Source organism: Balneola sp., from assembly GCA_002694685.1.
Classification (GTDB): Bacteria; Bacteroidota; Rhodothermia; order Balneolales; family Balneolaceae; genus Gracilimonas.
On sequence record NZMW01000010.1, the window covers coordinates 447,956 to 469,511 of the forward strand.

Genomic DNA, 21,556 nt, shown 5'->3' on the forward strand with positions numbered 1-21,556 from the left:
ACTATTTACCACATGAAGAAAAAATATTTAATTCCGGCTATCGCATTTGTCCTCTCATTAGGGGCTTGGTTCATATTCGGAGGGGAAAGTACAGAAGCTATTGAGCTTACAACCCGCCCATCACAGGGTGAATTTGTTGTTGATGTAACGAGCACCGGAGAACTTCGAGCTAAAAATTCTACAGAAATAACCGGCCCTCAGGGCGTCCGCGAGTTTCGTGTAAATAACTTAACAATACAGCGTTTAATCCCAGAAGGAACCATCGTTAAAGAGGGGGACTTCATTGCGGAACTTGATCGTTCTGAAATCATGGGTAAACTTCAGGATGCACAACTTGATCTGCAAAGTGCTGAATCTCAGGTTACTCAGGCGCAGTTAGATAGTACGCTTGAGTTATCGCAGGCCAGGGATAATTTGATCAACCTGGAGTTTGCGTTAGAAGAACGCCAGATTGAGGTAGATCAGTCGCAGTATGAGTCACCTGCAGTACAGCGGCAAGCAGAGATTTCTTTAGATAAAGCACGGCGCCAGTTAGCCCAGGAGACAAAAAATTATCAGACTAAGGTAAAGCAGAATGAAGCTAAACTTCGTGAAGTAGAAGCTGAGCTCACCAAGAAACAAAATGAGATCAGAAAGATTAGGGAGTTAATGACTCAGTTTACCGTGTATGCTCCTGATCAAGGGATGGTGATATATCGCCGAAACTGGGACGGATCTAAGATTACAGAAGGAGAACAGATAAGTGCATGGAGTCCGGTAGTAGCCGAATTGCCTGATTTCTCGGTGATGGAATCTGTGACATATATCAACGAAGTGGACATTCAAAAAGTAGCGTTAGGCCAGAAAGTAACTATTGGGCTAGATGCAGTTCCGGATAAAAAGCTAACCGGTACCGTTACGGATGTAGCAAACATTGGAGAGCAAAGAAAAAATTATGACTCCAAAGTGTTTGAAGTAATAATTGAAATAAATGAGAGAGACAGTTTGCTGCGCCCGGCTATGACCACAAGCAACAAAATCCTGATCAACAGAACGAATGATGCTCTGTTTGTGCCACTCGAAGCTGTTCATGCCGTTGACTCTTTAAGCTTTGTATTTAAGAAAGACGGAATTTACCCATTGATGCAACAGGTGGAGTTAGGTGAGATGAACGACAACTCAGTAGTTATTTATAACGGGGTATCTATAGATGACGAGTTATATCTGACGGTGCCTGAAGATACCGCTGGTGTAGAGAGAAAGATGCTCAGTGAACCAATCACTAAGCGATAAAGGAACTTCCGTGCTAAATAAAATACTCTACAATTTTGATATTGCGATTGAAGCGATTCAGCGCAATAAACTTCGAGCCTTACTTACTTCATTGGGGATTATTTTTGGGGTAGCATCGGTAATTGCGATGCTCGCCATTGGAACCGGAGCTCAGCAAGAGATCTTATCTCAAATGCAGCTATTAGGTACCAATAATGTCATCATTCAGCCGATAATGGAACAGGTTGAAGGAACGGTTGGTGAAGATGGCGAATCAGAAGGCAATCAAAGAAAATACTCCCCTGGGTTGACGCTGCAGGATCTGAATAGCATTAAGCGAATTATGCCGGAGGTAGAGTATATAAGCCCTGAAATTATTTTTGATACAAACTTTATCCGAAATGCCCGGATGCGCAGCGGAAAAGTTGTGGGAGTGAATGATGAATATTTTGAGATTAATAATTTCACCATTCAAAACGGAAATAATTTTAGCACCGAACAAATACGAAACTCATCTCCCGTTTGTATAATTGGTTCCGATGTAAGAGCCAAATTTTTTGCCGGAGAAGATCCGATGGGTAAAAAGATAAAGGTGGGTAACCTTTGGCTAACTGTTATTGGGGTTTTAGAGAAGAAAGAACTTACAACAGAGAACATTCAAAGCCTGGGTATCCGTAATTATAATCTCGATATTTTTACTCCTGCCACAACCATTTTGTTGAGATTTAAGAACCGTGGGTTGGTTACAAAAGATGACATTGATGCCTCAGCCGGCGGCGGAATGCGCGTTATGATTTTTGGAGGAAATGATGAGGAAGAGGAAGCTGGGTCAGAGAACTATCACCAGTTGGATAAACTCATTGTTCGCGTCACGGATTCAAAATACAGTGTTTCTATAGCGGAAGTTCTTTCCCGGATGTTAAAACGCCGCCATAACGGTGTTGTTGATTATGAAATTATTGTACCGGAACAACTTCTTCAGCAAGAGCAGAGAACAAAGCGAATTTTTAACCTTGTGCTCTCCTCCATAGCATCGATCTCTTTAATTGTTGGGGGTATTGGGATTATGAATATTATGCTGGCTTCTGTGGTAGAACGATATCGGGAAATTGGAGTCCGTATGGCAGTTGGAGCACAGAAAAAAGATATCGAACTACAGTTTCTCACAGAAGCTCTTACCATTAGTATCTCGGGTGGAGTGATTGGCATTATCCTGGGAATGGCTTTCAGTTATGCAATTGAGGCTAGTGCTGAGATAGCCACGGTGGTAACACCTATTTCAATTTTAATTTCATTCGGAGTTGCCGTTGTTATCGGGGTAGTATTTGGATATTACCCGGCAAAACGAGCGGCCCAACACGACCCTGTACACGCATTACGACATGAATAAGCATTTTTTTGGACTTCTGATCATTGCCCTGGCCTTCGGTTCGCTGAACATACAGGCTCAAAATCAACGGACGCTTACTTTAGACGAAAGTATTTCTATCGCAAAAGAAAATAGCCCGTTGGCCCGAGCAGCGAACTTTCAGCTGGTTTCAGCAAAATGGAGGTTTAAATCATTTCGTGCCGATTTACTCCCGAGCCTTGATTTGGATGGTGATGTTCCGGGTTTTAGCAGAGCGATTACAGCCAACAGGCTTGACGACGGTACAACAACCTACCAAGAGGAGAGTCAGTCCCAATCATCGGTTAACCTCTCGATCAATCAAAATATAATGCCAACCGGCGGGCGATTATCTCTATCGAGCGGTATTAATCGGCTTATTCTTTTTGATGGAGGGCTCAACGACCAAAACATTTATCGGTGGCAAAGTACCCCTTTAGTCGCTACCTACTTCCAGCCGCTTTTTCAGTTCAATAGCCTAAAATGGAGAAATAAAATTGAACCACTTCGCTACCAGATAGCTCAGAAACAGTTTGTGGAAGACATGGAAGATCTGTCTTTCAATGTAACACAAAGCTTTTTTGATTTTCTCTTGGCTAAGATCAATGTTGAAGTAGCTGAATTCAACGTCACCGTTAACGATTCGATCTATAATATTTCAAGTGGGCGATATCAGGTAGGTAGTATTGCGGAAAATGACCTGCTTCAAAGTGAGTTGGCGTTAAGAAATGCTGAGACTTCACTTACCACGGCTAATCTAAACTTCCAGCGAGCCGAAGAAAATTTTAAGGCGCTTTTAGGGATTCCGGATCAAACCACGGTTGAAGTAATTATACCGGAAGATGCACCCGTTTTGAACATCGATATTGACAAAGCTCTGGAGCTTGCCAGGGAGAATAATAGCACATCCTTGGAGTTTGAGCTTAGTGAGATTCAGGCCAACCAGTCCTATGATCAGGCTCGAAAAGAGGCTGGCTTTTCCGCAAGTATTCAGGCTAGTTATGGGTTAAACCAAACAGCAGAAGATTTTGCGGATGTATATAGTGACCCTCAAAACCGCCAATTCTTCACATTAGGATTTCAAATCCCGATTTTTAATTGGGGGAAGAATACGGCAGAAATTCAGGCCGCAAGAAATCAACAGGCTGCAACAGCAAATACTATTGCTTATCAAAAGCTTCAGTTTGACCTGAGTGTAAGGAGTACTGTGAGGGAATTTTCTCAGCTTCGCAGTCAGGTTGAATTGGCGGAGACTTCTGATGAAATTGCAGACCGGCGCTATGAAGTGGCAAAAAACCGATACCTGATTGGGAAGATTGATGTGACGAACTTATTCATTGCCCAAAACGAAAAGGACAGTGCCAGAAGGAGCTACATTCAGTCGCTTAGAAATTACTGGACGGGATATTACAATCTTCGCAGACTCACTTTATACAATTTTGAACGAGGACAACCTATAGTTCTGGACACTGATATTTAGGTCAATGATTACGTAGGAATAGAACGCAGATAACACGGATCAAACAGATTTTCGCAGAACGGTTTTGGTCCAATTTCGTCCGACCGCTTCAGTAAAAAACCTGAACAGGGATAGGATGTCTCAGCGGTCTGACGATTGTAAATAGCAAACAAATTCATAATGCAGACATCCGCCAAAAGATGAATACAAAATGCCCCACCCTTAAACATTCATCGGACTCAGATGAAGTTCCTTTCGCCCTTAAGAACTCTTAAGAAGAAAAATCAGGAAGCAATTCCATAAAGCGGGCGGAAGTTTTGATGCCTCGGTGAAAATCTTTCAGTGAAAAGTTCTCGTTTGGAGAATGGATGGCATTGCTTGTCAATCCAAAGCCCATCAGGATGGATTCAACTCCAAGAACACGTTTAAAATCCGCAACGATCGGGATAGAGCCGCCTTCTCTGGAAAACAATGCTTCTGTACCATAAATGTCTTCAAAAGCCTTGGCTCCTGCTTTAAGCCCGTAAAAATCGAGATCCGTAACCGAAGCGAAGCCGCCGTGGTGTTCACTCACAGTAACTTTCACGGTATCAGGTGCTAAGGACTCAACATGTTCTTTAAACATTTTAGCAATTTCCTTGGGATGCTGATCTGGAACGAGGCGCATACTCACTTTAGCGTTAGCTTTGGAAGGTAGTACCGTTTTAGCTCCTTCTTTTGTGTAACCTCCCCAAATTCCATTTACATCTAAGGTTGGGCGAGCCGAAGATCTTTCTAAAGTACTATAGCCTTTCTCGCCGTGGAGGGCCTTAACATCTAATGTGCGTTTATATTCTTCTTCGTCAAAGGGAAGTTGTTTATACGTTTCCCGTTCCGTTTCGGTAAGAGGGATTACATTATCATAAAAGCCGGGAATTTGAATGACACCGTCTTCATCCTTCAATTTTGCAATAATTTCACAAAGTACGTTTACCGGATTTTCAACGGCACCGCCATATACCCCGGAGTGTAAATCACGATTTGGCCCAACCACTTCAACTTCCATGTATGCAAGCCCACGTAAGCCATAGGTAATGGAGGGTTGGTCTTTCCCGAACATTGCTGTATCAGAAATGAGAACCATATCACACGCCAACAGATCTTGGTTTGCTTCAAGAAAAGGGACAAGATTAGGCGATCCAATTTCTTCTTCTCCCTCTAATACAATCTTAACGTTTACAGGGATTTCTTGACCGGTTTCAACAAAAGACTCAAGGGCTTTGACATGAGTAAAAGCTTGTCCCTTATCATCACTTGCACCACGGGCATAAATGAGTCCGTCTTTCACCGTTGGTTCAAAAGGGGGCGTATCCCATAATTCATCAGGATCAGAAGGTTGAACATCATAGTGGCCATAAATCAAAACCGTAGGGCGGTCATCATGTGGGCAATGCTCGGCATACACAATCGGATTACCGGGCGTCTCAAAAGTTTTGACTGTCTCCAATTTCATGCTTTCAAGTTGTGAAACCAGAAAGCTAGCCGCTTTTTTTATTTCCTCTTTCTTAGTGGAGTCAGTGCTGATACTGGGTATCCGAAGCAGTTCAAACAGCTCTTCAACAAATTTGTCTTTATTCTGATCAATATATTCTTGAGTAGTACTCATTAAGAGAAAACGTTATTTATGGTTAGGCAAAGGCAAAAAATAATCCGGTGCAAAAATAACCATGCTGAGCTTAAACTTCTGCCTGCAATTAAAGTTTACAATATTTTAAGTCCTTCGTTTTTTATCCACCCATATTGGCCGTTTCCTAGCCTGACGTACAGCCAATCAGGATGTTTTTCACTTTCCCAGTGATCTACCGTCAAATCGTAGCCTTCATAGGCAATACTTTCGAGCGTGGCTTCTGTATTAGGTGACTGCAAAACCCGCTGTGAGTTGCTAACCAAAACAGCTTCGTCATATCGTTGATTCACATAGTCAGCATAAAAAGCTAACCCCGCCAAAGTGGATCCTGCGATCACCAAAACCAGAATGGCTGTGGAGGTCTTTTCAAGCGGAAGTTTATTCATCCATCCGAGATATAATAAAATCAGTCCTGAGAGGGTGACGAAGAATCCGATTATAAATAATCCTGATGCGGTAAGCACATCATTTATCCACTGCACGGCTCTATCCCAGGGTAGTTTTGGGAGCTTGGCTGATTGACGGCTAAACTGGCTATTTACATAATCGATCGCAGTTTCTGCTTGTTGCTGGGTTGTTTCAAAATCTCTGGCTTTTAAGAAGTAGTACTTAGCTAATCCCATGGAGTCCAGCTGCACCGCAGTAATTCCCATGTTTAGAAATAAAGCTCCAGAAACCTCGCCGGATGTAGCAATGGACTTATATAGACTCATAGCTTCGCCCAGTTCACCATTTTCAAATAAGGTGTTGGCTTCATCAAAAGTAGCTTGAGTGGATTGTTGAGCCTGAACTCCAAATCCAATCAACAAGAAGAAAATAAATGAAATCATAATTCGGCTCATACCAGTTTCCCAATTTTCTTTATGACTTCTTTGGTTTTATTGATATCAGCAGACAGGGTTTCTTGGGATGCATTTGGGGCATAAGCGATAGTCTCACACTTAGTTAAAAGCTGCTTTAACTCGGTAGTGATTTCCGGTTTATTGAACCCTTCCACTTTTGTGATAATATCTTGATGAGATAATCCGGCCGGTGGTAAGTTAAGCTTATCGGTTATAAACTGAACAAGTGCTTTTTCGAGTAAGTGATATCCTTGCTTCAAATCATCAGTTGCTTCGGCTTCTTTCAAGGTTTTGTCAGCTTTGTCTGATGCGGTTCTTGAACGAGCAAAAGCGATATCTGTGCTCATGCGGTCCTGATAATGCTTAAAGCCAAAAGCTCCACCTGTCAATAAAATCGGTAATATGATAAGAGTCCAAACCCAGCCTTTTTGGTAAAGTGGTTCAGGATTTGTGGAAGTCCATTGAGCAAGTCCGGTAATGGGTTTAATCTCAAACCGTAAATCAGTTTGGGCAACGGTAGTCGCATTTGGATCCCGCTTTGCAATAAAGTTCAATGGGGATAATTCTGTTATCCGATACCGGTTTCCGGAAGGATCAAAATAAGCGATTCGGGTTTCCGGGATGGAATACTCTCCTTCATTCCGTGCAATTACAATGTCAGTAAAAGTTCGGGTACCTGAAATCTGACGATTTCTTCGGTCAATATTAGAACTTTGCTGGGGATTGTATTTCTCGAGCTCTTCCGGAAATGTATAATTAGGTTTATTAATCAGGGGAACATTTCCGCTTCCTGTAATACGTGTGGTGATTTCAATAGTCTCACCTACAAATGCATTTTTCGGGGTGATTTCTCTGGTGATTTCAAAGTCTCCAACGGCTCCTATAAACTCAGCATTGCCAGGATCAGGGAGAGCGCGTACATCTAAAGCTACGGGTATTGACTGTATATTCATTCGCTCCTGCCCAAGCCCAAACCCAAAGGGATCTGATGAACTTCTTTGCTTCCTCACCGAAAGCGTTATTTCAAAGGGGCTGAGTGTAAGTTCACCCGATTTAGTAGGGAAAAGGGCATATTGTATAAGTCGTGCCCGCTGGTACCGAACTCCATTAACAATGGTAGAGGATGTTTGGGCTCGTTGCGGATATTCGAGTTCTTCTTTCCAGAAACCTTCTGCTTTCCAGCCGGGCGTAGGTTGATATGAAGATACTTCAATTCCATTTTTGAAATAAAGAACAACATCTACAACTACCTGCTGACCAACAACTGGAGAATTAGTGCTTGGCTCAAGCCGAACATAAATTTCGGGAGCACGTTCGGCCTCTCCTGAATTGATAGTTGCAGGATCAAGTACCCTGAAGTTTACTGGCTGAGTTCGATATTCAGAACCGTCAATCTCAACTTGAATAGAAGGCAGCGTGTATTCTCCGGGAGACTGAGCAATCAGTGAATATCCAAATGTGTAGGTTACTGTTGGGTTTCCATTAACCAGTGAATACTTTTGTCCCCTTGATGTGCTGCCACGCAACCACCTGAGGCCTTCAATTTCGGGGAGTGCAGGTTGCTGAACAGATCCCATGCTGGATCCTGAAATTACAACCTGAAGGCTAACCTGCTCACCCGAATAAATATTAGTCTCTGAGAGGGAAGATGAGACAGTAATATTCTGTGCCTGAATTGAATTGGTACAGGCTAGTACAATGAACAGAAAAAAAACAGAAAATAGCTTACCAATCTTTCTCATGCTTGGCGCTTCCATCCGATTTTTTCTTCTTGAATTCTTTTAGGAGTTCTTTTTCTTTTTGAGCCAGGGCTTGCAGTATTTTTTCAGCGTCCTCTTTGCTGATTTGCTGTGATTTCAGGTCTTCAGGGTTCATGTCCTGTGGATCTTGTTCTTCCTGATTTTCACCTTCACTTTCTTGCTGTTCCTGTTGCTCCTGCTGTTCCTCGTTTTCCTGTTCTTGCTCTTGTTGTTCCTGCTCCTGTTGCTCTTGGTTTTGCTGCTGCTGTTGCTGCTGCTGGTCTTGATTCTGTTGCTGTTGTTGTTTCTCCTGTTCTTCCTGAAGCTTTTGCATCAGAGCATTTAACTTTGGATCGTTAGGATAATTATTCAACCCATTTTGGACCTGATTGATAGCTGTCTGAAGGTCAGCATTAATAAAAGACTGAGCTCCGCCATGGAAATATTCATCGGCAGATTGAGCCCAAGCCGAAGAGGCGAGCAGAATCGAAAAAGTAAGAGTAAGTAAATTCTTCATACTATCAATTGGAGTTAATGTCAGAAACATTTTTCGTTCTTTCTATGAAATCATTAAAAGCTCTCACCGTTTCATCGGCTTCGAGAGCTCGCTGCATCAAATTATAGGCTTCGGAATACTTACGCTGAGCCACTAATTTTTCAGCTTGTTCTTTCATGGCAATAGCATATTGGCTCGGCTCGGGAGGAGGCTGATTTTCTTGATTCTCCTGTTGCTGGTCCTCATCACCTTCTTCTTTTTCTTGCTCGGCAAGTGCACGTTCAAGGTTATGCTTTGCATCAAAGTCAGTTGGGTTTAGCTTCAGAGCATTTTTGAAATGTGTTGCGGAAGGTTTCCATTTTTTAGCTTCGGCAAGCAGTGTTCCAATATTATATTCTGCTTTTGCTTTGTCTTGTGGTGAAGTTGCCAAACCGCGAAATTCCATATAAGACTGAATGGCTTCTTCAATCTTACCTTGTTTTGCCTGAGCATTACCCAGATTAAAATACAGCCTGCCATCATCTGGATTTTGTTCAATAGCAGAAAGATAGAGCTGCTCGGCTTCCTCATAATTTCCATTTTCATAAGCTTCATTAGCCTTTCTTCCGTCATTCACAGCAGAAGCCGTAAGCAATACGAAAAGGGCGATATATGAAAATATTCGAATCAAGATATTATAGGTTTTCAGCTAAGGCTACGGTTTCTTCGTCCATCAGCATGTTAGTAAACACATTGTTGACATCATCATTCTCTTCAAACTTATCCATCATCTTCAGGTTTGAAATGGCCGTATCTTCATCAACTTTAGTTTCGGTTACGGCTTCCCGAATCAATGTTGCATTTTCAATTTCATAATTGGCTTCTTCGAGACGATTTCGCACATCAAAAAGTTCTTCACGAGTAGTATAAACGACAAACATTTCATCATCAGTATCTACATCTGTTGCTCCGGCATCAATAGCTTCAAGCATAAACTCTTCGTCATCCAAGTGACCTGATGGTACCTGAATCATGCCCTTTTGCTCAAACATGTAACCAACGGATCCGGTTGTGCCCATATTACCTCCATGTTTGGTAAAAATATGACGGATGTCACTTACCGTTCGATTGTTATTGTCGGTAGTCACTTCAATAAAATAGGCGATTCCACCCGGACCATATCCCTCAAACGTTGCCTCTTCATAACTGGCACCGTCTGAGTCTTCACCGGTGCCACGTTTGATGGCTCGCTCAATATTATCCTTAGGCACGTTATCTGCTTTGGCATTATCTATAGCCAGTGATAAACGCGGATTCCCATCGACATCACCGCCGCCTTCCCGTGCTGCAACCGTGATTTCTTTAATATGTTTTGTAAAGACTTTAGAACGCTTTGCGTCCTCTTTAGCTTTTTTGTGGCGAATGTTCGCCCATTTCGAATGTCCTGCCATAGGAAGTTATCATCAAATTATTGCGGTGTAATAAAGAATGAATATACAAAATTGAGCGCATGGATTAGAAATGATGTAACAGATTTTTATTGGGGTTTTAATCTGAAATGATAATCGGTGAAACCAAACTGTTAAACCTTGTGTTAAGCTCCTAATCACTACAATAGTTTGTGTATTTTTAGGTTCAATATATCAAACGAAATATTTCTAACTTGTTGGAATGAATATAGGAATTGTTTGTTACCCTACCTTTGGTGGAAGTGGTGTTGTAGCCACAGAATTAGCTAAAACACTGGCTCGAAAGGGACATAATATACATATGATGAGCTATGCCAAGCCGGCCCGGCTCGATACTCTTCAAACTGGAATAACCTATCATGAAGTTTCGATAAATTCCTATCCTTTATTTGAGTACCCTCCGTATGATCTGGCGCTAGCCACTCAAATGGTGAATTTAATCGAATATCAGGATCTGGATTTACTTCATGTGCATTATGCACTTCCTCATGCGACAAGCGCTTATCTGGCAAAACAGATTATGGCGGAAAAGGGTATCCACGTCCCGGTAGTAACAACCCTTCATGGAACCGATATTACGCTGGTCGGTAGTGACCCGAGTTACAAACACGTTGTAGAATTTTCCATCGACAAGAGCGATGGCGTTACGGCCGTATCAGAATTTCTGAAACAAGAAACATACGACCGGTTTAACATTAAACAGGATATCAAAGTGATTCCAAACTTCATTGATCTGGATAGGTTCAAGAAGTCGAATAAAAGTCACTTTAAAAAAGCCATTTGCCCGAATGATGAAAAGGTAGTGGTTCACGTATCAAACTTTAGGAAAGTAAAGCGTGTACCTGAAGTAGTTACTGTTTTTTCAAAAATTTTAGACGCGGGTATCGAAGCTAAACTACTGCTTGCCGGAGATGGTCCGGACCGGCAGAAAGCAGAACAGCAATGTCGTGATCTTGGAATTTGTGAACATGTTCGGTTTTTAGGCAAGCTTGAAGAAGTAGAAGAGGTGCTTTCAATCGCAGACTTGTTTTTGATCCCTTCAGGCTCTGAAACGTTTGGCCTTGCAGCACTCGAAGCAATGAGTTGTAGTGTGCCGGTTATCAGTTCTAATATAGGCGGGTTACCGGAAGTTAACATACACGGAGAAACCGGGTATCTGTGTGATCTTGATGATATCGATTGTATGGTCGAATATGGAGTCAAAATACTGAGCAACCCCGAGCTTCACCAAACACTTGCTCAGAACGCCAGAAAACAAGCTGAGCGCTTCAATCAGGATGTGGTGGTTGAAGAGTATGAGAGATTTTATGAAGAAGTAAGCGCGAAATTACTCGAAAAAGCTTGAGCCCGGTTTTAAAATAAACCCCATTTTTTCAAAGCGTTTGCTTTGCCTGTTGCAACATACTTACACTTTTTGAAGTCAAGGGTATGTTCTGTAAGCACGGCGTCATTTATTACATAAGCAATAGCCACAATAACCTCTTTCATGTCGCTGGCAATAAACTGGCTCTTCTTTTTTGTGCAGAGAATGAGATGGGTTACTTCAGTATTAATATCCTGCTTTTCATCAACCCAAAAAACAGGCGTTTCCAACTCAGCTAGAAAGTAATCAGGGCGATCTTTTCCAGGAATTTGTTTCTGAATCTTAGCTTGAATTGGAAGCTGGTACGTGAGCTCTTTCGGGCCTTTGGCAATTGATTCGATTTCGATAGCAAATGACTTCATAACAATTCATTTATGGTTGATAGGTCTATTATAAATAAAAAAAGCCTGATCTGTATAAGACCAGGCTTAGAATTGTTTAATAAAAAGAGCTTTGTTAAGCCAGGACCTTGGAAACTTCTTCAGCAGCTTCTTTAAGAAGTACAGCTGAAATTACATTGAGATCACTGTTATCGATGATCTCTTTTGCTTCCTTAGCGTTGGTTCCCTGAAGGCGAACGATAATCGGTACGTTCTGAACCTTTTCAGCGATTTCGGGATCTTTAACGGCTTCAATAACACCGTTTGCAACACGATCACAACGGACAATTCCACCAAAAATGTTAATCAAGATGGCTTTCACGTTTTGATCTTCAAGAATAATTCGGAATCCGTTTTTCACAGTCTCAACGTTTGCTCCGCCACCAACATCAAGGAAGTTAGCAGGCTCACCACCGGATAGCTTGATAATATCCATAGTCGCCATTGCGAGTCCGGCTCCATTCACCATACACCCAACATTTCCATCAAGCTTGATGTAGTTGAGGTCGTATTTCTGTGCTTCTAACTCTGAAGGATCTTCTTCTGCTTCGTCTTTTAATTCAGCAAGATCTTTGTGGCGGTAAAGAGCGTTGTCGTCAAATGTTACCTTAGCATCCAATGCATATACATCATTGTCTGGAGTAACAATCAGCGGATTGATTTCAAACATGCTGGCATCGGTTTCTTCATAGGCTTTATATAGAGCCTGAATGAATTTAATGCCTTTTTTGAGCGCATCACCTTCAAGTCCTAATGAAAAAGCAATTCTTCGAGCTTGATTTGGCTGAAGATCCATTCCAGGTTCAACCCATTCTTTAACAATTTTGTCAGGAGTTTCTTCAGCAACTTTCTCAATCTCAACTCCACCTTCGGTAGAAGCCATGATTACATTCTTGCTTACCGCGCGGTCCATCAAAATACCAAGGTAAAACTCAGATTTGATATCAACGCCATCAGTTACGTAAAGCTTTTGTACAAGCTGGCCTTCTTCACCGGTCTGAATGGTAACAAGTACGTCACCTAATAAAGACTCTGCAGCTTCTTTAACTTCATCAATCGACTTGCAGAGGATTACGCCTTTGGCATTGTTCTTTTTAGTGCGACCTTTGCCACGTCCACCAGCATGAATCTGAGCTTTCACAACAAAAAGTGAAGCACCTTCATCTTTTAGCTTTTTAGCAGCATTCACTGTTTCTTCAACAGTAGTTGTGGCTATTCCAGCAGGAACGGCGACGTTATATTTCTCAAGAATTTCTTTAGCTTGATACTCGTGTATTTTCATGGATACAATTTTAAGTATTTAAAAGCGATTTTTCGGGTGCCAATAATACCGAGATTAGGAGCTAAAAGAAAGGTAACTTTAGCATGACAGTGCTATTAGATATCCTTTTACAATATAGATTTATAAAATGAGTAATGAGAAACGCTTAAAAAGTGAAAAAGAGTTTCATAATGAGACCTTTGCAAAGAATACTAGATCTGCAGCTAAAAAGTATTATAAGTCGGCTAGTGAAAGCAAGGGGAAGTATCATTCACTCATAGAAAGAGATATAAAGGGTAAAAAAGTACTTGAGTATGGATGTGGCCCCGGCAGTTCCTCGTTTAGTCTTGCAAAGATGGGTGCGAAAGTTACAGCAATTGATATATCTGATGTCGCTATTGATCAAGCTCGCGAGCAAGCTGAAGAAGAAGGGTTGGATATCGAGTTTTATGTTATGGATGCCGAAAACCTTGACTTTGAATCGAACTCATTTGATGTGATTTGCGGATCCGGAATTCTTCACCATTTAGAATTGGGTGCTGCATATAAAGAGATAAGCAGAACCTTGAAGAAAGACGGGCGGGCTATTTTTTTTGAACCACTAGGTCATAACCCGATAATTAATCTATACCGGAAACTAACTCCGAAGATGCGCACGGATGACGAGCACCCCCTATTAATGAAAGATATTGAGATGACTCAGGAATACTTTGAATCAGTAAACAAATATCATTTTAACCTGACATCAATAATCTCATCATTCGCTTCTTTTATGAATGGCCCGTTGTCTAAACTAGACGAGATGTTATTCAATCTTCTGCCTGGTTTAAAGAAATATTCCTGGATAGTGGTATTAGAGTTTTTAGGCCCTAAACAATAGATTGCATGAAAGCACTTTACTTTGGCATTTACTGCTCACAACCGCTAACTTTAGCGATCAAAAAAAGAAGGTAATCTCGCTTGAAGAAAGCACAAATCATGACTGCCGAAGATCTGAACCGCACGTACCTGCGGTTTGCTCATCAATTTCTGGAAGGCTATGATGATGCTGAACGCCTTGCCATTGTTGGGATGCAAACCCGAGGTGTGCACATCGGTAAACGCATCGTTGATGAAATAGAAAAATCATTTAATCAAAAGATCGACTTTGGTGTGCTGGACGTTACTTTTTATAGAGATGATTACCGGTCTAAGCTAAAAATGCCGGAAGTTAAAGTAACCGAAATACCTTTCAATCTATACGACCGTGATATTGTATTGGTAGATGATGTACTTTACACGGGAAGAACGGTAAGGTCAGCGATGGATGCTTTAATGGCATATGGCCGACCCAGAAGTATCAAATTTTGCTGTATGATCGATCGGGGTCACCGAGAACTGCCAATTTCTGCTGATTACATGGGGATGTATATTCCAACCTATGAAAATGAAGAAGTAAGAGTGAAAGTGAATGAGCTAGACGGCGAAGATGCAGTGTATGTAGTTGAAGTGGAGGTTCAAGATAATGAGTAGTTCCTTGGAAGATTATCATTTCAAACAAAAGCATTTACTTGGCCTTGCTGACTACTCTGCGGATGATATCAAGTACGTTCTGGAACAAGCCAAGTACTTTAGAGAAATTTTAGATAGGCCGGTTCCTAAAGTTCCAACACTTCGCGATAAGACCATCGTTAATCTTTTTTATGAAAACAGCACTCGCACAAGGCTTTCTTTTGAGCTTGCTCAAAAAAGAATGGGTGCTGATGTAGTCAATTTCTCGACCAGCTCCTCTAGTACAAAAAAAGGGGAGTCACTGAAAGACACCATTCGAAATATCAGCTCGATGAAAATTGATATGGTTGTGGTTAGGCATGAGAGTCCGGGTGTACCCCACTTTTTAACCAAATGTGTAGATGCGGCCATCCTAAATGCAGGAGATGGAGCGCACGAGCACCCTACTCAGGCACTGTTGGATATGTTCACCATGCAGACGATCCATCCAGATTTAACAGGAAAAAAAGTGGCCATTATTGGTGATATCGCCCACAGTCGGGTGGTTAGATCTAATATTATCGGCTTAAAAAAGTTAGGTGCCGAGGTGGTGTTATGTGGTCCAAAAACATTGATCCCGGTTTATGTTGAAGACATGGGCGTAGAGGTTTCTTATAATTTAGAAGAAACACTAGGGTGGTGTGATATAGCAATGGCACTTCGCATTCAATTAGAGCGACAGGAGTCGGGAACCGAGTTTTTTCCATCATTAAGGGAATACCATGAAAGATTCGGAATAAAGCTTTCTCATCTGGAAAAATATCCCGAGTTTAAAATAATGCATCCGGGTCCGATTAACAGGGGTGTAGAAATGGAAAGCGAAGTAGCAGACAGCGATCGGGCCGTAATTTTAGATCAGGTGACAAACGGGGTTGCCGTACGAATGGCGATTTTATATTTATTAAGTGGCGGAAATAGAGTTTAAAAAGAAGTATGAGCAATCAGAGAAAAATAGACATTATTGATGTAGCCACAACATTGGCTCAAAGAAAAAAGACAATAGCTATAATTGTACTGACAGCTACTATCTTGGGTACGATTTTAGCCTTCGTTTGGCCTAAAACATATCGGTCTGAGGTTTCTTTTGTAGTAACTGATGGTAATTCTATTAACCTTTCTGGAGGTGGACTGCTAAACGGGCTTGCAGATATACAAATGGGTGGCGGAAGTATTTCAGCAGAGCAGGTACTGATTTTGCTTAGAGGTACTGAGATTCAAGATCAGCTGATTGAAGAATTTAACTTATCTGAAGTCTATGGTTCTGACATACCGGAATCCCTTAGAAAGTCTTTTGATAGCAGTATTGAAATTGAAGATATAAGGGAAGGAGGTATTGGGTTTAACTCTATTATTGCATTAAAGCTCGCTTATCTAGGAGATGAGCCTGAACGTGTCTATGACTTGATAAGAAGATACTATGAGATAGTTGATTCAAAAGTTCAAAAATTGAACAAAAAGAATGTTGAAGATGGCTATTTACTCATAAAGAATAGGCTAGAACAGAATCTTGCAGATATGGAGGAGGCTGAAGACAGTTTGGTGGCATTTCAAAGCAGATATGGAATACTTGAGGTAGAAGAGCAGGCTAAAGCTCAGATTGGTGCTATAGCCGAGGTTAGAACCGAGCTTGTAAAACTGGAGATACAGATAAATTACTTGCAAGATGTGATGGGTGAAAACAGCTCCAGGCTAACGGATTTAAGGACACAAAAACAGGCTCTTTCCCGGAGATACAATAATTTGATCAAAGGATCGGGTGAAGGCTTAGAGACTTCGGACGGTCAGTTCGATATTTTCCAGCCTGTCGAAAAAATGCCGGCATTGTTTATTGAATACTTGAGAAGATATAGAGAGGTAATGGTGCAGGAAGAGATTTACAAAGTACTGTACCCACAATTCGAGCAACAAAAACTGAGTTTTGAGGAGGCGACATCAGGACTGATGATTATCGATAAGCCCGTGATGCCAACATATAAGTATGGCCCCAAAAGAGCTTATATAATGATAGCAGCTTTTCTATTTGGTTTTGTTGTAGCCTTTGTAAAAATTTATTTTGATAAGTGGAAGCAGGAAAATCCGGAAGACTACAAAAGGTATCGGACCTTCACATCAGCTTTAAGCTTTAGTAGCAATGCTAACCATTGATCGTCTCTCTAGTGGAGTTGTTTTAGTATTACCGCTCGCAGTTGGAGCGCTAATCACTGGAGTGTTTTTTGTTGGCGAAGACGGAAGCTCACTTTTACCTATAAGTCTCTTTCAAATTGGTCTGGGCTTTTCTTTTTTAATCTTCTTAGCTGCAAAACTCATCAATGGCAATTTCACTATAGATGTATATGGCCTGGAGACACTTTATATACTTTTTGTAGGATTAATATTTCTTTCTATTACCTACACTCCAGACAGAGAAGAAGCTCTGTTCTTTGTATTCCGGTTTATAGTATTGATTGCAATGACTTATCTGATTTATGATAGTGTTCAATCATTTGAGCAGCTGAAAAAAATATGCTACGCAGTTATTGGTATTTCAGTAATTATTGCTTGTTATAACTTAGCACAGGTTTATCTTAATCCTGAGATTGCAGCATTTAACTATTTAAATCAGGGGCAAAAACTAATGCGTAGTTCGGGAGATGCATTAGACCCCAATATTTTTGCCAGCAATTATTTTCTACCCACCATGATACTTATGGCATTCTTCAGTATGGAGAAGTCGTTCATGAAAAGGTTAGCATTGTTTGGGTTGATAGGCTTGATAATTGGTTCTGTTTTGCTAACCTACTCTCGTAGTTCTTGGGTTGCCATCGCAATAGGAACTTTTGTAGTTATCTACTACACGAAAAACTACCGGATACTGGTGTACATGTTTGTAGCATTTCTGCTGGCTTTTTCAGCCAGTGAATCAATCAGGCAGTTAACGTTAAGTTTCTTAGAACGATTTATTAATATATTTGCTGGATCTTCAGATGATTCATCTAAATATAGAATACTGCTTGGGGTAACCGCTATCTATATGATTTTAGATAGTTATCTAATGGGTATTGGGTTTCAAGGGTTTTCCACTGTTTTTAAAACATACCACCCCTCTGATACAACCTTAGGTATCTACGAACCACATAATCAGTTTTATGCTGTTTTTGCTGAATTGGGAATCATTGGGTTCTGCCTATTTATGGGGATATTGTATGTAATTGGCAAGACGGCAATATCTTCGATAAAATTATCAGGTGATGTGACGGCAGAAAGAGCTATTTCTGTCTCGTTATTTGCTACTTTCATTGCTTATCTTGTTTTCTATAACTTTTTAGGCGGAATGTATTATAACAGTATCTTATTTGTTGTGATTGGATTAATATTTGTGGCTAATAAATTTGTACAAACTTCGTCAGGCAATAAAGCTAAGTTAGAAACTACAAAGGAGTATTAGAGGTTATCATAAGAGACGAGCAAAATCATACTGCAGAATCAAAAAAGTTGCCATCGGTTACGGTCGGCATCCCTGTTCTGAATGAAGAAGATCATATTGAGAGAGTTATATCTAATTTTCAGTCTACAGATTATCCCAATCTAGTTGAAATTTTAGTAGCCGATGGTGGAAGCTCTGACAATACACAAGAACTAGTCAAAAAAATGGCTATTGATGATGACCGAATTAAGCTGATTCAAAACCCTGAGAAGTACCAATCATTTGCCCTTAACAGAATGATTGAAGAGGCTGAGGGTGAAATATTTCTCAGAGCAGATGGGCATTGCCTATATCAAGATGATTATTTAGCCAAGAATATTGAAGTTTTTTTGGGTACGAAATCAAAAAATGTTGGAGGCTCACAACGCTATGTGGCGTCTAACAAAGTACAAGCTGGTACTTCACTAGCGGTAAAAAGTTTTCTGGGAAATGGTGGTGCTAAATACATGAATGAAAATTACTCAGGATATGCCGACACGGTTTTTCTTGGGTGTTTCTGGACTAAGGATTTAAAAGAAGTTGGCGGGTTTAGCACCAAAAATATTACCAATCAGGATTCTGAATTAAACCTCAGATTTATTGAACAATTTGGCAGTGAAAGTATTTTTGTTAGTCCTGAAATTAAAAGCTGGTACTATCCTAGAGATTCCTATCCCGGATTATTTAAGCAATATTTTCGATATGGTCGGGGCAGGCTACTAACAAAATTGCTTCACCCTAAAAGTTCTCCGATCAGAGGGACAATACCGTTCTTTTTTATCTGCTTCTTACTGATTTATTTATTGGTTGATTTATTCAGTGCTAACAATCTTCAGTCAGTTAACTTTTCATTTTTACTGTTAGTTATATTGCTGGTTGAATCTTTTCGTGTTGTCTTGAAAGAGCGTGATAATTTTAAAGCTGAGAGTTGGACAGCTAAGGAATCCTCACCCGGAGTCTTTTCATTATGGATTCATACTATCGGAAGCATAATTGTGATGCAAATTGGACACTTCAGTGGTTTTTTATATCAATCAATCCGAAAATTCGTTTTCCAAGTCAAAGGTTGGTGAAACTGATTTTATTTTGCTGAGTTGATCAATTCTTTCCATAGAAAAGGAATGATGAGTCAAGACACGTATTAACTAACCGCTCAATACCGGAAAGATGCAAGGGTTATTGACAAGAATAGGAATTCCTTTTCGAATGGGTGTGTATCTTCAGCTACAAGAAAAGATTACTCACGTTTAAAATTAATATGCCAGAAATATCAGTAGTAATACCTTCATTTAATAGGCCGGAACTTCTTGAAAGGGCTGTAAAGTCTGTTTTAAATCAGACTTTTCATGATGTGGAAATAATCGTGGTTGATGATGCGTCGGGTGAGGGAGATATTTTATCTAGAGTGGAAAAGTATAGCAACGTCAAATATTTAAGAAATGAAACAAACCGAGGGGCGTGTTATTCGCGAAATAGAGGTATAAGTGAGGCTAAAGGCAGATATATTAACTTTTTGGATGATGATGATATCCTCTTTCCGGAAAAGCTAGAAAAGCAGCTATATTGTTTCAAAAATAATAGAGATCCCAGCTTAGGGATGGTTACTTGTCATGCTAATGATGAACGGTCAGGTACTCTGATAGTTAAGCAAAACAAGGTTAAGGGAGACGTTCATAGAAAACTCTTGGAAAAGTTTGCAGTCTCCGGAATTGAAACTATGCTATTTAAGACGGAATATGTAAAAGAAATAGGGGGGTTTGATGAAAAACTACAATCAAGCCATGAGTATGATTTGCTGATTCGTTTCACTGAAAAATATACCGTTGACTATGTTGATGAGGTGTTAACAAAAGAATTCAGATCTATAAACCAAATAAGTACCAACTTTGACAAAAAAATTCATGGTGCAAAATATCTTTATAAGAAACATGATGAAAGGTTTAAGAGCGTAGGCATCCTATTTTGGCTAAAAATGAAGCTCAAGCTCTGGTTTTTATTATTTAGGTATTACGTAGGAAAGATTTTCGGAGAGAAGTTCTACAGAAAGTTACTTTAATAAAGCTTTTTTGAAATTGGGGAGTAAGCGGTTTAAAAAAGCTTTTTTGCCAAAGTTACTCTTTACCATTTTGTGGATAGCCTGACTATTGAAGCGGGCATAATCAGATTGCATTTCTTTTATTGCACCGCACAGTTTATCCGGAGTAATTTCCTTACTTATAATGCCCGTCATTTTATCAACAAGTTCACTATTGCCTCCAACATCTGTGCAAACAACCGGTAAGCCACAGCTCATAGCTTCCAGGATGGATACGTTAAAACCTTCTCTGCGACTGGGGAGTACAAAAAAGTCAGCAGCTTGATAATAAGTTAAAAGTTTATCAGGAGGTACAGGAGGATGATAGAAAATGTTATCTGATTTTTTAATGGTTTTAAAAATTTCTTTACTAAAGTCATCTTCTCTTGAAGAGCCAACAATATGAAAATCTACCCCATTAAGTTCTGGTGAAAATCGTATGGCTTCAGTCAGGATATCAACGCCTTTTTCTTCCCGAATGTTTGCTACAGTAAGAGCATTAATTTTGGAGGAATTCCAGCCCAATGCCTTAAGGGATGTTTTCTTTTGGACTTCATCCGTTACCCTATATATGTCTTCATTTACCATGTTGTATATCACATCCGATTTTGAAGCTAATTCAGGATAAACTTTTTCAATGTCTGCTTTTAGTTGAGGGCCGGAATATAAAATGCGGTCGGTGTGGAGTAACACTTCTTCAAGTAAAGAGACTAACATCGGATCTTCTCTGGTTTGATACCAATCACTGCCATGGATAGTTAATATGGTCTTAAACCCCATTTCTTTAAGAGCTGGAATGCACAACCCGTCTGGATAAAGCCAGTGAATATGAACAACATCAAAAGAGGAATTTGTAAAATTGGCTTTAATTTTTCTTGATATGGATTTAGCAATAACGGTTGGGAATCTTTTTTTAGGAAAAGAAAGGTACTTCAAGCGTGTGCTAGTAGCGGGGCCAGAAAGAATAGAATTGTTCTTTTTATTTCTTCGTGTAAGGGGTATTGAATAGGGCGTAGGTACTATGAGTTCAACCTGTAGCTCTGGGTTGTTTTTTAACAGTTCAAGCTGATCTTTAATAAACTTTCCGTGAAAAGGATGAAGTTCTGTTGGGAAAAGGTGACTAATTAAAGCTATTTTCAAAACTGTTACAATTTTATTAATTCAGATTACAGGCATCATTCCTTGAAGTCACTCTCAAAAAATACAATTGAATATAAG

20 protein-coding genes are annotated in these 21,556 nt (G+C 40.3%); 12 read left to right on the top strand and 8 right to left on the bottom strand.

From position 1 onward, the window contains the following. The first annotated feature begins 12 nt into the window (after nt 1–12). The 3 genes from CL667_11650 to CL667_11660 are packed head-to-tail and all read left to right on the top strand — an operon-like array spanning nt 13 to nt 4,118. A complete protein-coding gene (locus CL667_11650; GenBank protein MAL18355.1) occupies nt 13–1,272 on the top strand; it encodes an RND transporter in 1,260 nt (419 codons plus the stop codon). Nucleotides 1,273–1,282: 10 nt separating this feature from the next. Continuing rightward, the gene (locus tag CL667_11655) at nt 1,283–2,641 is read left to right on the top strand and encodes a hypothetical protein (protein ID MAL18356.1); all 1,359 of its coding nucleotides are present in this window, start codon (nt 1,283–1,285) and stop codon (nt 2,639–2,641) included. Continuing rightward, the gene (locus CL667_11660; GenBank protein ID MAL18357.1) at nt 2,634–4,118 is read left to right on the top strand and encodes a hypothetical protein; all 1,485 of its coding nucleotides are present in this window, start codon (nt 2,634–2,636) and stop codon (nt 4,116–4,118) included. Before CL667_11655 ends, CL667_11660 begins: the two co-directional genes overlap by 8 nt. A gap of 250 nt (nt 4,119–4,368) precedes the next feature. Here CL667_11660 and CL667_11665 read toward each other — a convergent pair whose 3' ends face one another. The 3 genes from CL667_11665 to CL667_11675 all read right to left on the bottom strand — a co-directional run bounded on the left by CL667_11665 (nt 4,369) and on the right by CL667_11675 (nt 8,347). Beyond that, nucleotides 4,369–5,742 (bottom strand): peptidase M20, encoded by a 1,374-nt coding sequence (locus tag CL667_11665; GenBank protein ID MAL18358.1) that lies wholly within the window; start codon nt 5,740–5,742, stop codon nt 4,369–4,371. 95 nt (nt 5,743–5,837) lie between these two features. Beyond that, nucleotides 5,838–6,605, bottom strand: a complete 768-nt coding sequence (locus CL667_11670) for a hypothetical protein (GenBank protein MAL18359.1) — start codon at nt 6,603–6,605, stop codon at nt 5,838–5,840. Then, nucleotides 6,602–8,347, bottom strand: coding sequence for a hypothetical protein (locus tag CL667_11675; protein MAL18360.1), 1,746 nt, complete (start codon nt 8,345–8,347; stop codon nt 6,602–6,604). Before CL667_11675 ends, CL667_11670 begins: the two co-directional genes overlap by 4 nt. A 145-nt stretch (nt 8,348–8,492) precedes the next feature. Between CL667_11675 and CL667_11680 the strand changes: the two genes are divergently transcribed. Continuing rightward, on the top strand, nt 8,493–8,690 hold the full coding sequence (locus CL667_11680) for a hypothetical protein (GenBank protein ID MAL18361.1): 198 nt from the start codon (nt 8,493–8,495) through the stop codon (nt 8,688–8,690). Between the two features lie 175 nt (nt 8,691–8,865). On the opposite strand, the gene CL667_11685 is transcribed toward CL667_11680, so the two are convergent. Next, nucleotides 8,866–9,510 (bottom strand): hypothetical protein, encoded by a 645-nt coding sequence (locus CL667_11685; protein ID MAL18362.1) that lies wholly within the window; start codon nt 9,508–9,510, stop codon nt 8,866–8,868. A gap of 4 nt (nt 9,511–9,514) precedes the next feature. Next, nucleotides 9,515–10,270 carry a YebC/PmpR family DNA-binding transcriptional regulator gene (locus CL667_11690; protein ID MAL18363.1) on the bottom strand — a complete coding sequence of 252 codons (756 nt, stop codon included), beginning with the start codon at nt 10,268–10,270 and terminating at the stop codon, nt 9,515–9,517. Between the two features lie 220 nt (nt 10,271–10,490). Between CL667_11690 and bshA the strand changes: the two genes are divergently transcribed. After that, a complete protein-coding gene (gene bshA / locus CL667_11695) occupies nt 10,491–11,633 on the top strand; it encodes an N-acetyl-alpha-D-glucosaminyl L-malate synthase BshA (protein MAL18364.1) in 1,143 nt (380 codons plus the stop codon). A gap of 8 nt (nt 11,634–11,641) precedes the next feature. On the opposite strand, the gene CL667_11700 is transcribed toward bshA, so the two are convergent. Both CL667_11700 and CL667_11705 read right to left on the bottom strand, forming a co-directional pair. After that, the gene (locus tag CL667_11700; protein ID MAL18365.1) at nt 11,642–12,013 is read right to left on the bottom strand and encodes a hypothetical protein; all 372 of its coding nucleotides are present in this window, start codon (nt 12,011–12,013) and stop codon (nt 11,642–11,644) included. Nucleotides 12,014–12,107: 94 nt separating this feature from the next. Continuing rightward, a complete protein-coding gene (locus CL667_11705; protein ID MAL18366.1) occupies nt 12,108–13,313 on the bottom strand; it encodes an ADP-forming succinate--CoA ligase subunit beta in 1,206 nt (401 codons plus the stop codon). A 127-nt stretch (nt 13,314–13,440) separates the two neighbouring features. Between CL667_11705 and CL667_11710 the strand changes: the two genes are divergently transcribed. From CL667_11710 to CL667_11740, 7 genes are all read left to right on the top strand, one after another. Beyond that, on the top strand, nt 13,441–14,172 hold the full coding sequence (locus tag CL667_11710; GenBank protein MAL18367.1) for an SAM-dependent methyltransferase: 732 nt from the start codon (nt 13,441–13,443) through the stop codon (nt 14,170–14,172). A gap of 98 nt (nt 14,173–14,270) precedes the next feature. Beyond that, the gene (locus CL667_11715; protein ID MAL18368.1) at nt 14,271–14,804 is read left to right on the top strand and encodes a bifunctional pyr operon transcriptional regulator/uracil phosphoribosyltransferase; all 534 of its coding nucleotides are present in this window, start codon (nt 14,271–14,273) and stop codon (nt 14,802–14,804) included. Then, the gene (locus CL667_11720; protein ID MAL18369.1) at nt 14,797–15,747 is read left to right on the top strand and encodes an aspartate carbamoyltransferase; all 951 of its coding nucleotides are present in this window, start codon (nt 14,797–14,799) and stop codon (nt 15,745–15,747) included. The genes CL667_11715 and CL667_11720 overlap by 8 nt, the downstream gene beginning before the upstream one ends. An 8-nt stretch (nt 15,748–15,755) precedes the next feature. Then, nucleotides 15,756–16,967, top strand: coding sequence for a hypothetical protein (locus CL667_11725; protein MAL18370.1), 1,212 nt, complete (start codon nt 15,756–15,758; stop codon nt 16,965–16,967). Beyond that, on the top strand, nt 16,954–18,246 hold the full coding sequence (locus CL667_11730; GenBank protein ID MAL18371.1) for a hypothetical protein: 1,293 nt from the start codon (nt 16,954–16,956) through the stop codon (nt 18,244–18,246). Before CL667_11725 ends, CL667_11730 begins: the two co-directional genes overlap by 14 nt. A 5-nt stretch (nt 18,247–18,251) precedes the next feature. Further along, nucleotides 18,252–19,337: a glycosyl transferase gene (locus CL667_11735; GenBank protein MAL18372.1), complete on the top strand. Its 1,086-nt coding sequence runs from the start codon at nt 18,252–18,254 to the stop codon at nt 19,335–19,337. 185 nt (nt 19,338–19,522) lie between these two features. Next, entirely contained in the window at nt 19,523–20,320 is a 798-nt protein-coding gene (locus CL667_11740) for a glycosyl transferase family 2 (protein ID MAL18373.1), read from the top strand. Here the strand turns inward: CL667_11740 and CL667_11745 are convergent. Beyond that, a complete protein-coding gene (locus tag CL667_11745) occupies nt 20,312–21,478 on the bottom strand; it encodes a hypothetical protein (GenBank protein ID MAL18374.1) in 1,167 nt (388 codons plus the stop codon). The two genes, CL667_11740 and CL667_11745, sit on opposite strands and share 9 nt — an antisense overlap. Between the last annotated feature and the right edge of the window lie 78 nt (nt 21,479–21,556).

What these genes read in the sequence shown, in the direction of transcription:
- CL667_11710 (MAL18367.1), top strand. Translation starts at nt 13,441, where the DNA reads ATGAGTAATGAGAAACGCTTAAAAAGTGAAAAAGAGTTTCATAATGAG.
- CL667_11675 (MAL18360.1), bottom strand. Translation starts at nt 8,347, where the DNA reads ATGAGAAAGATTGGTAAGCTATTTTCTGTTTTTTTTCTGTTCATTGTA.
- CL667_11725 (MAL18370.1), top strand. Translation starts at nt 15,756, where the DNA reads ATGAGCAATCAGAGAAAAATAGACATTATTGATGTAGCCACAACATTG.
- CL667_11650 (MAL18355.1), top strand. Translation starts at nt 13, where the DNA reads ATGAAGAAAAAATATTTAATTCCGGCTATCGCATTTGTCCTCTCATTA.
- CL667_11720 (MAL18369.1), top strand. Translation starts at nt 14,797, where the DNA reads ATGAGTAGTTCCTTGGAAGATTATCATTTCAAACAAAAGCATTTACTT.
- CL667_11730 (MAL18371.1), top strand. Translation starts at nt 16,954, where the DNA reads ATGCTAACCATTGATCGTCTCTCTAGTGGAGTTGTTTTAGTATTACCG.
- CL667_11715 (MAL18368.1), top strand. Translation starts at nt 14,271, where the DNA reads ATGACTGCCGAAGATCTGAACCGCACGTACCTGCGGTTTGCTCATCAA.
- CL667_11700 (MAL18365.1), bottom strand. Translation starts at nt 12,013, where the DNA reads ATGAAGTCATTTGCTATCGAAATCGAATCAATTGCCAAAGGCCCGAAA.
- CL667_11690 (MAL18363.1), bottom strand. Translation starts at nt 10,270, where the DNA reads ATGGCAGGACATTCGAAATGGGCGAACATTCGCCACAAAAAAGCTAAA.
- CL667_11665 (MAL18358.1), bottom strand. Translation starts at nt 5,742, where the DNA reads ATGAGTACTACTCAAGAATATATTGATCAGAATAAAGACAAATTTGTT.
- CL667_11705 (MAL18366.1), bottom strand. Translation starts at nt 13,313, where the DNA reads ATGAAAATACACGAGTATCAAGCTAAAGAAATTCTTGAGAAATATAAC.
- CL667_11740 (MAL18373.1), top strand. Translation starts at nt 19,523, where the DNA reads ATGCCAGAAATATCAGTAGTAATACCTTCATTTAATAGGCCGGAACTT.
- CL667_11670 (MAL18359.1), bottom strand. Translation starts at nt 6,605, where the DNA reads ATGAGCCGAATTATGATTTCATTTATTTTCTTCTTGTTGATTGGATTT.
- bshA (MAL18364.1), top strand. Translation starts at nt 10,491, where the DNA reads ATGAATATAGGAATTGTTTGTTACCCTACCTTTGGTGGAAGTGGTGTT.
- CL667_11660 (MAL18357.1), top strand. Translation starts at nt 2,634, where the DNA reads ATGAATAAGCATTTTTTTGGACTTCTGATCATTGCCCTGGCCTTCGGT.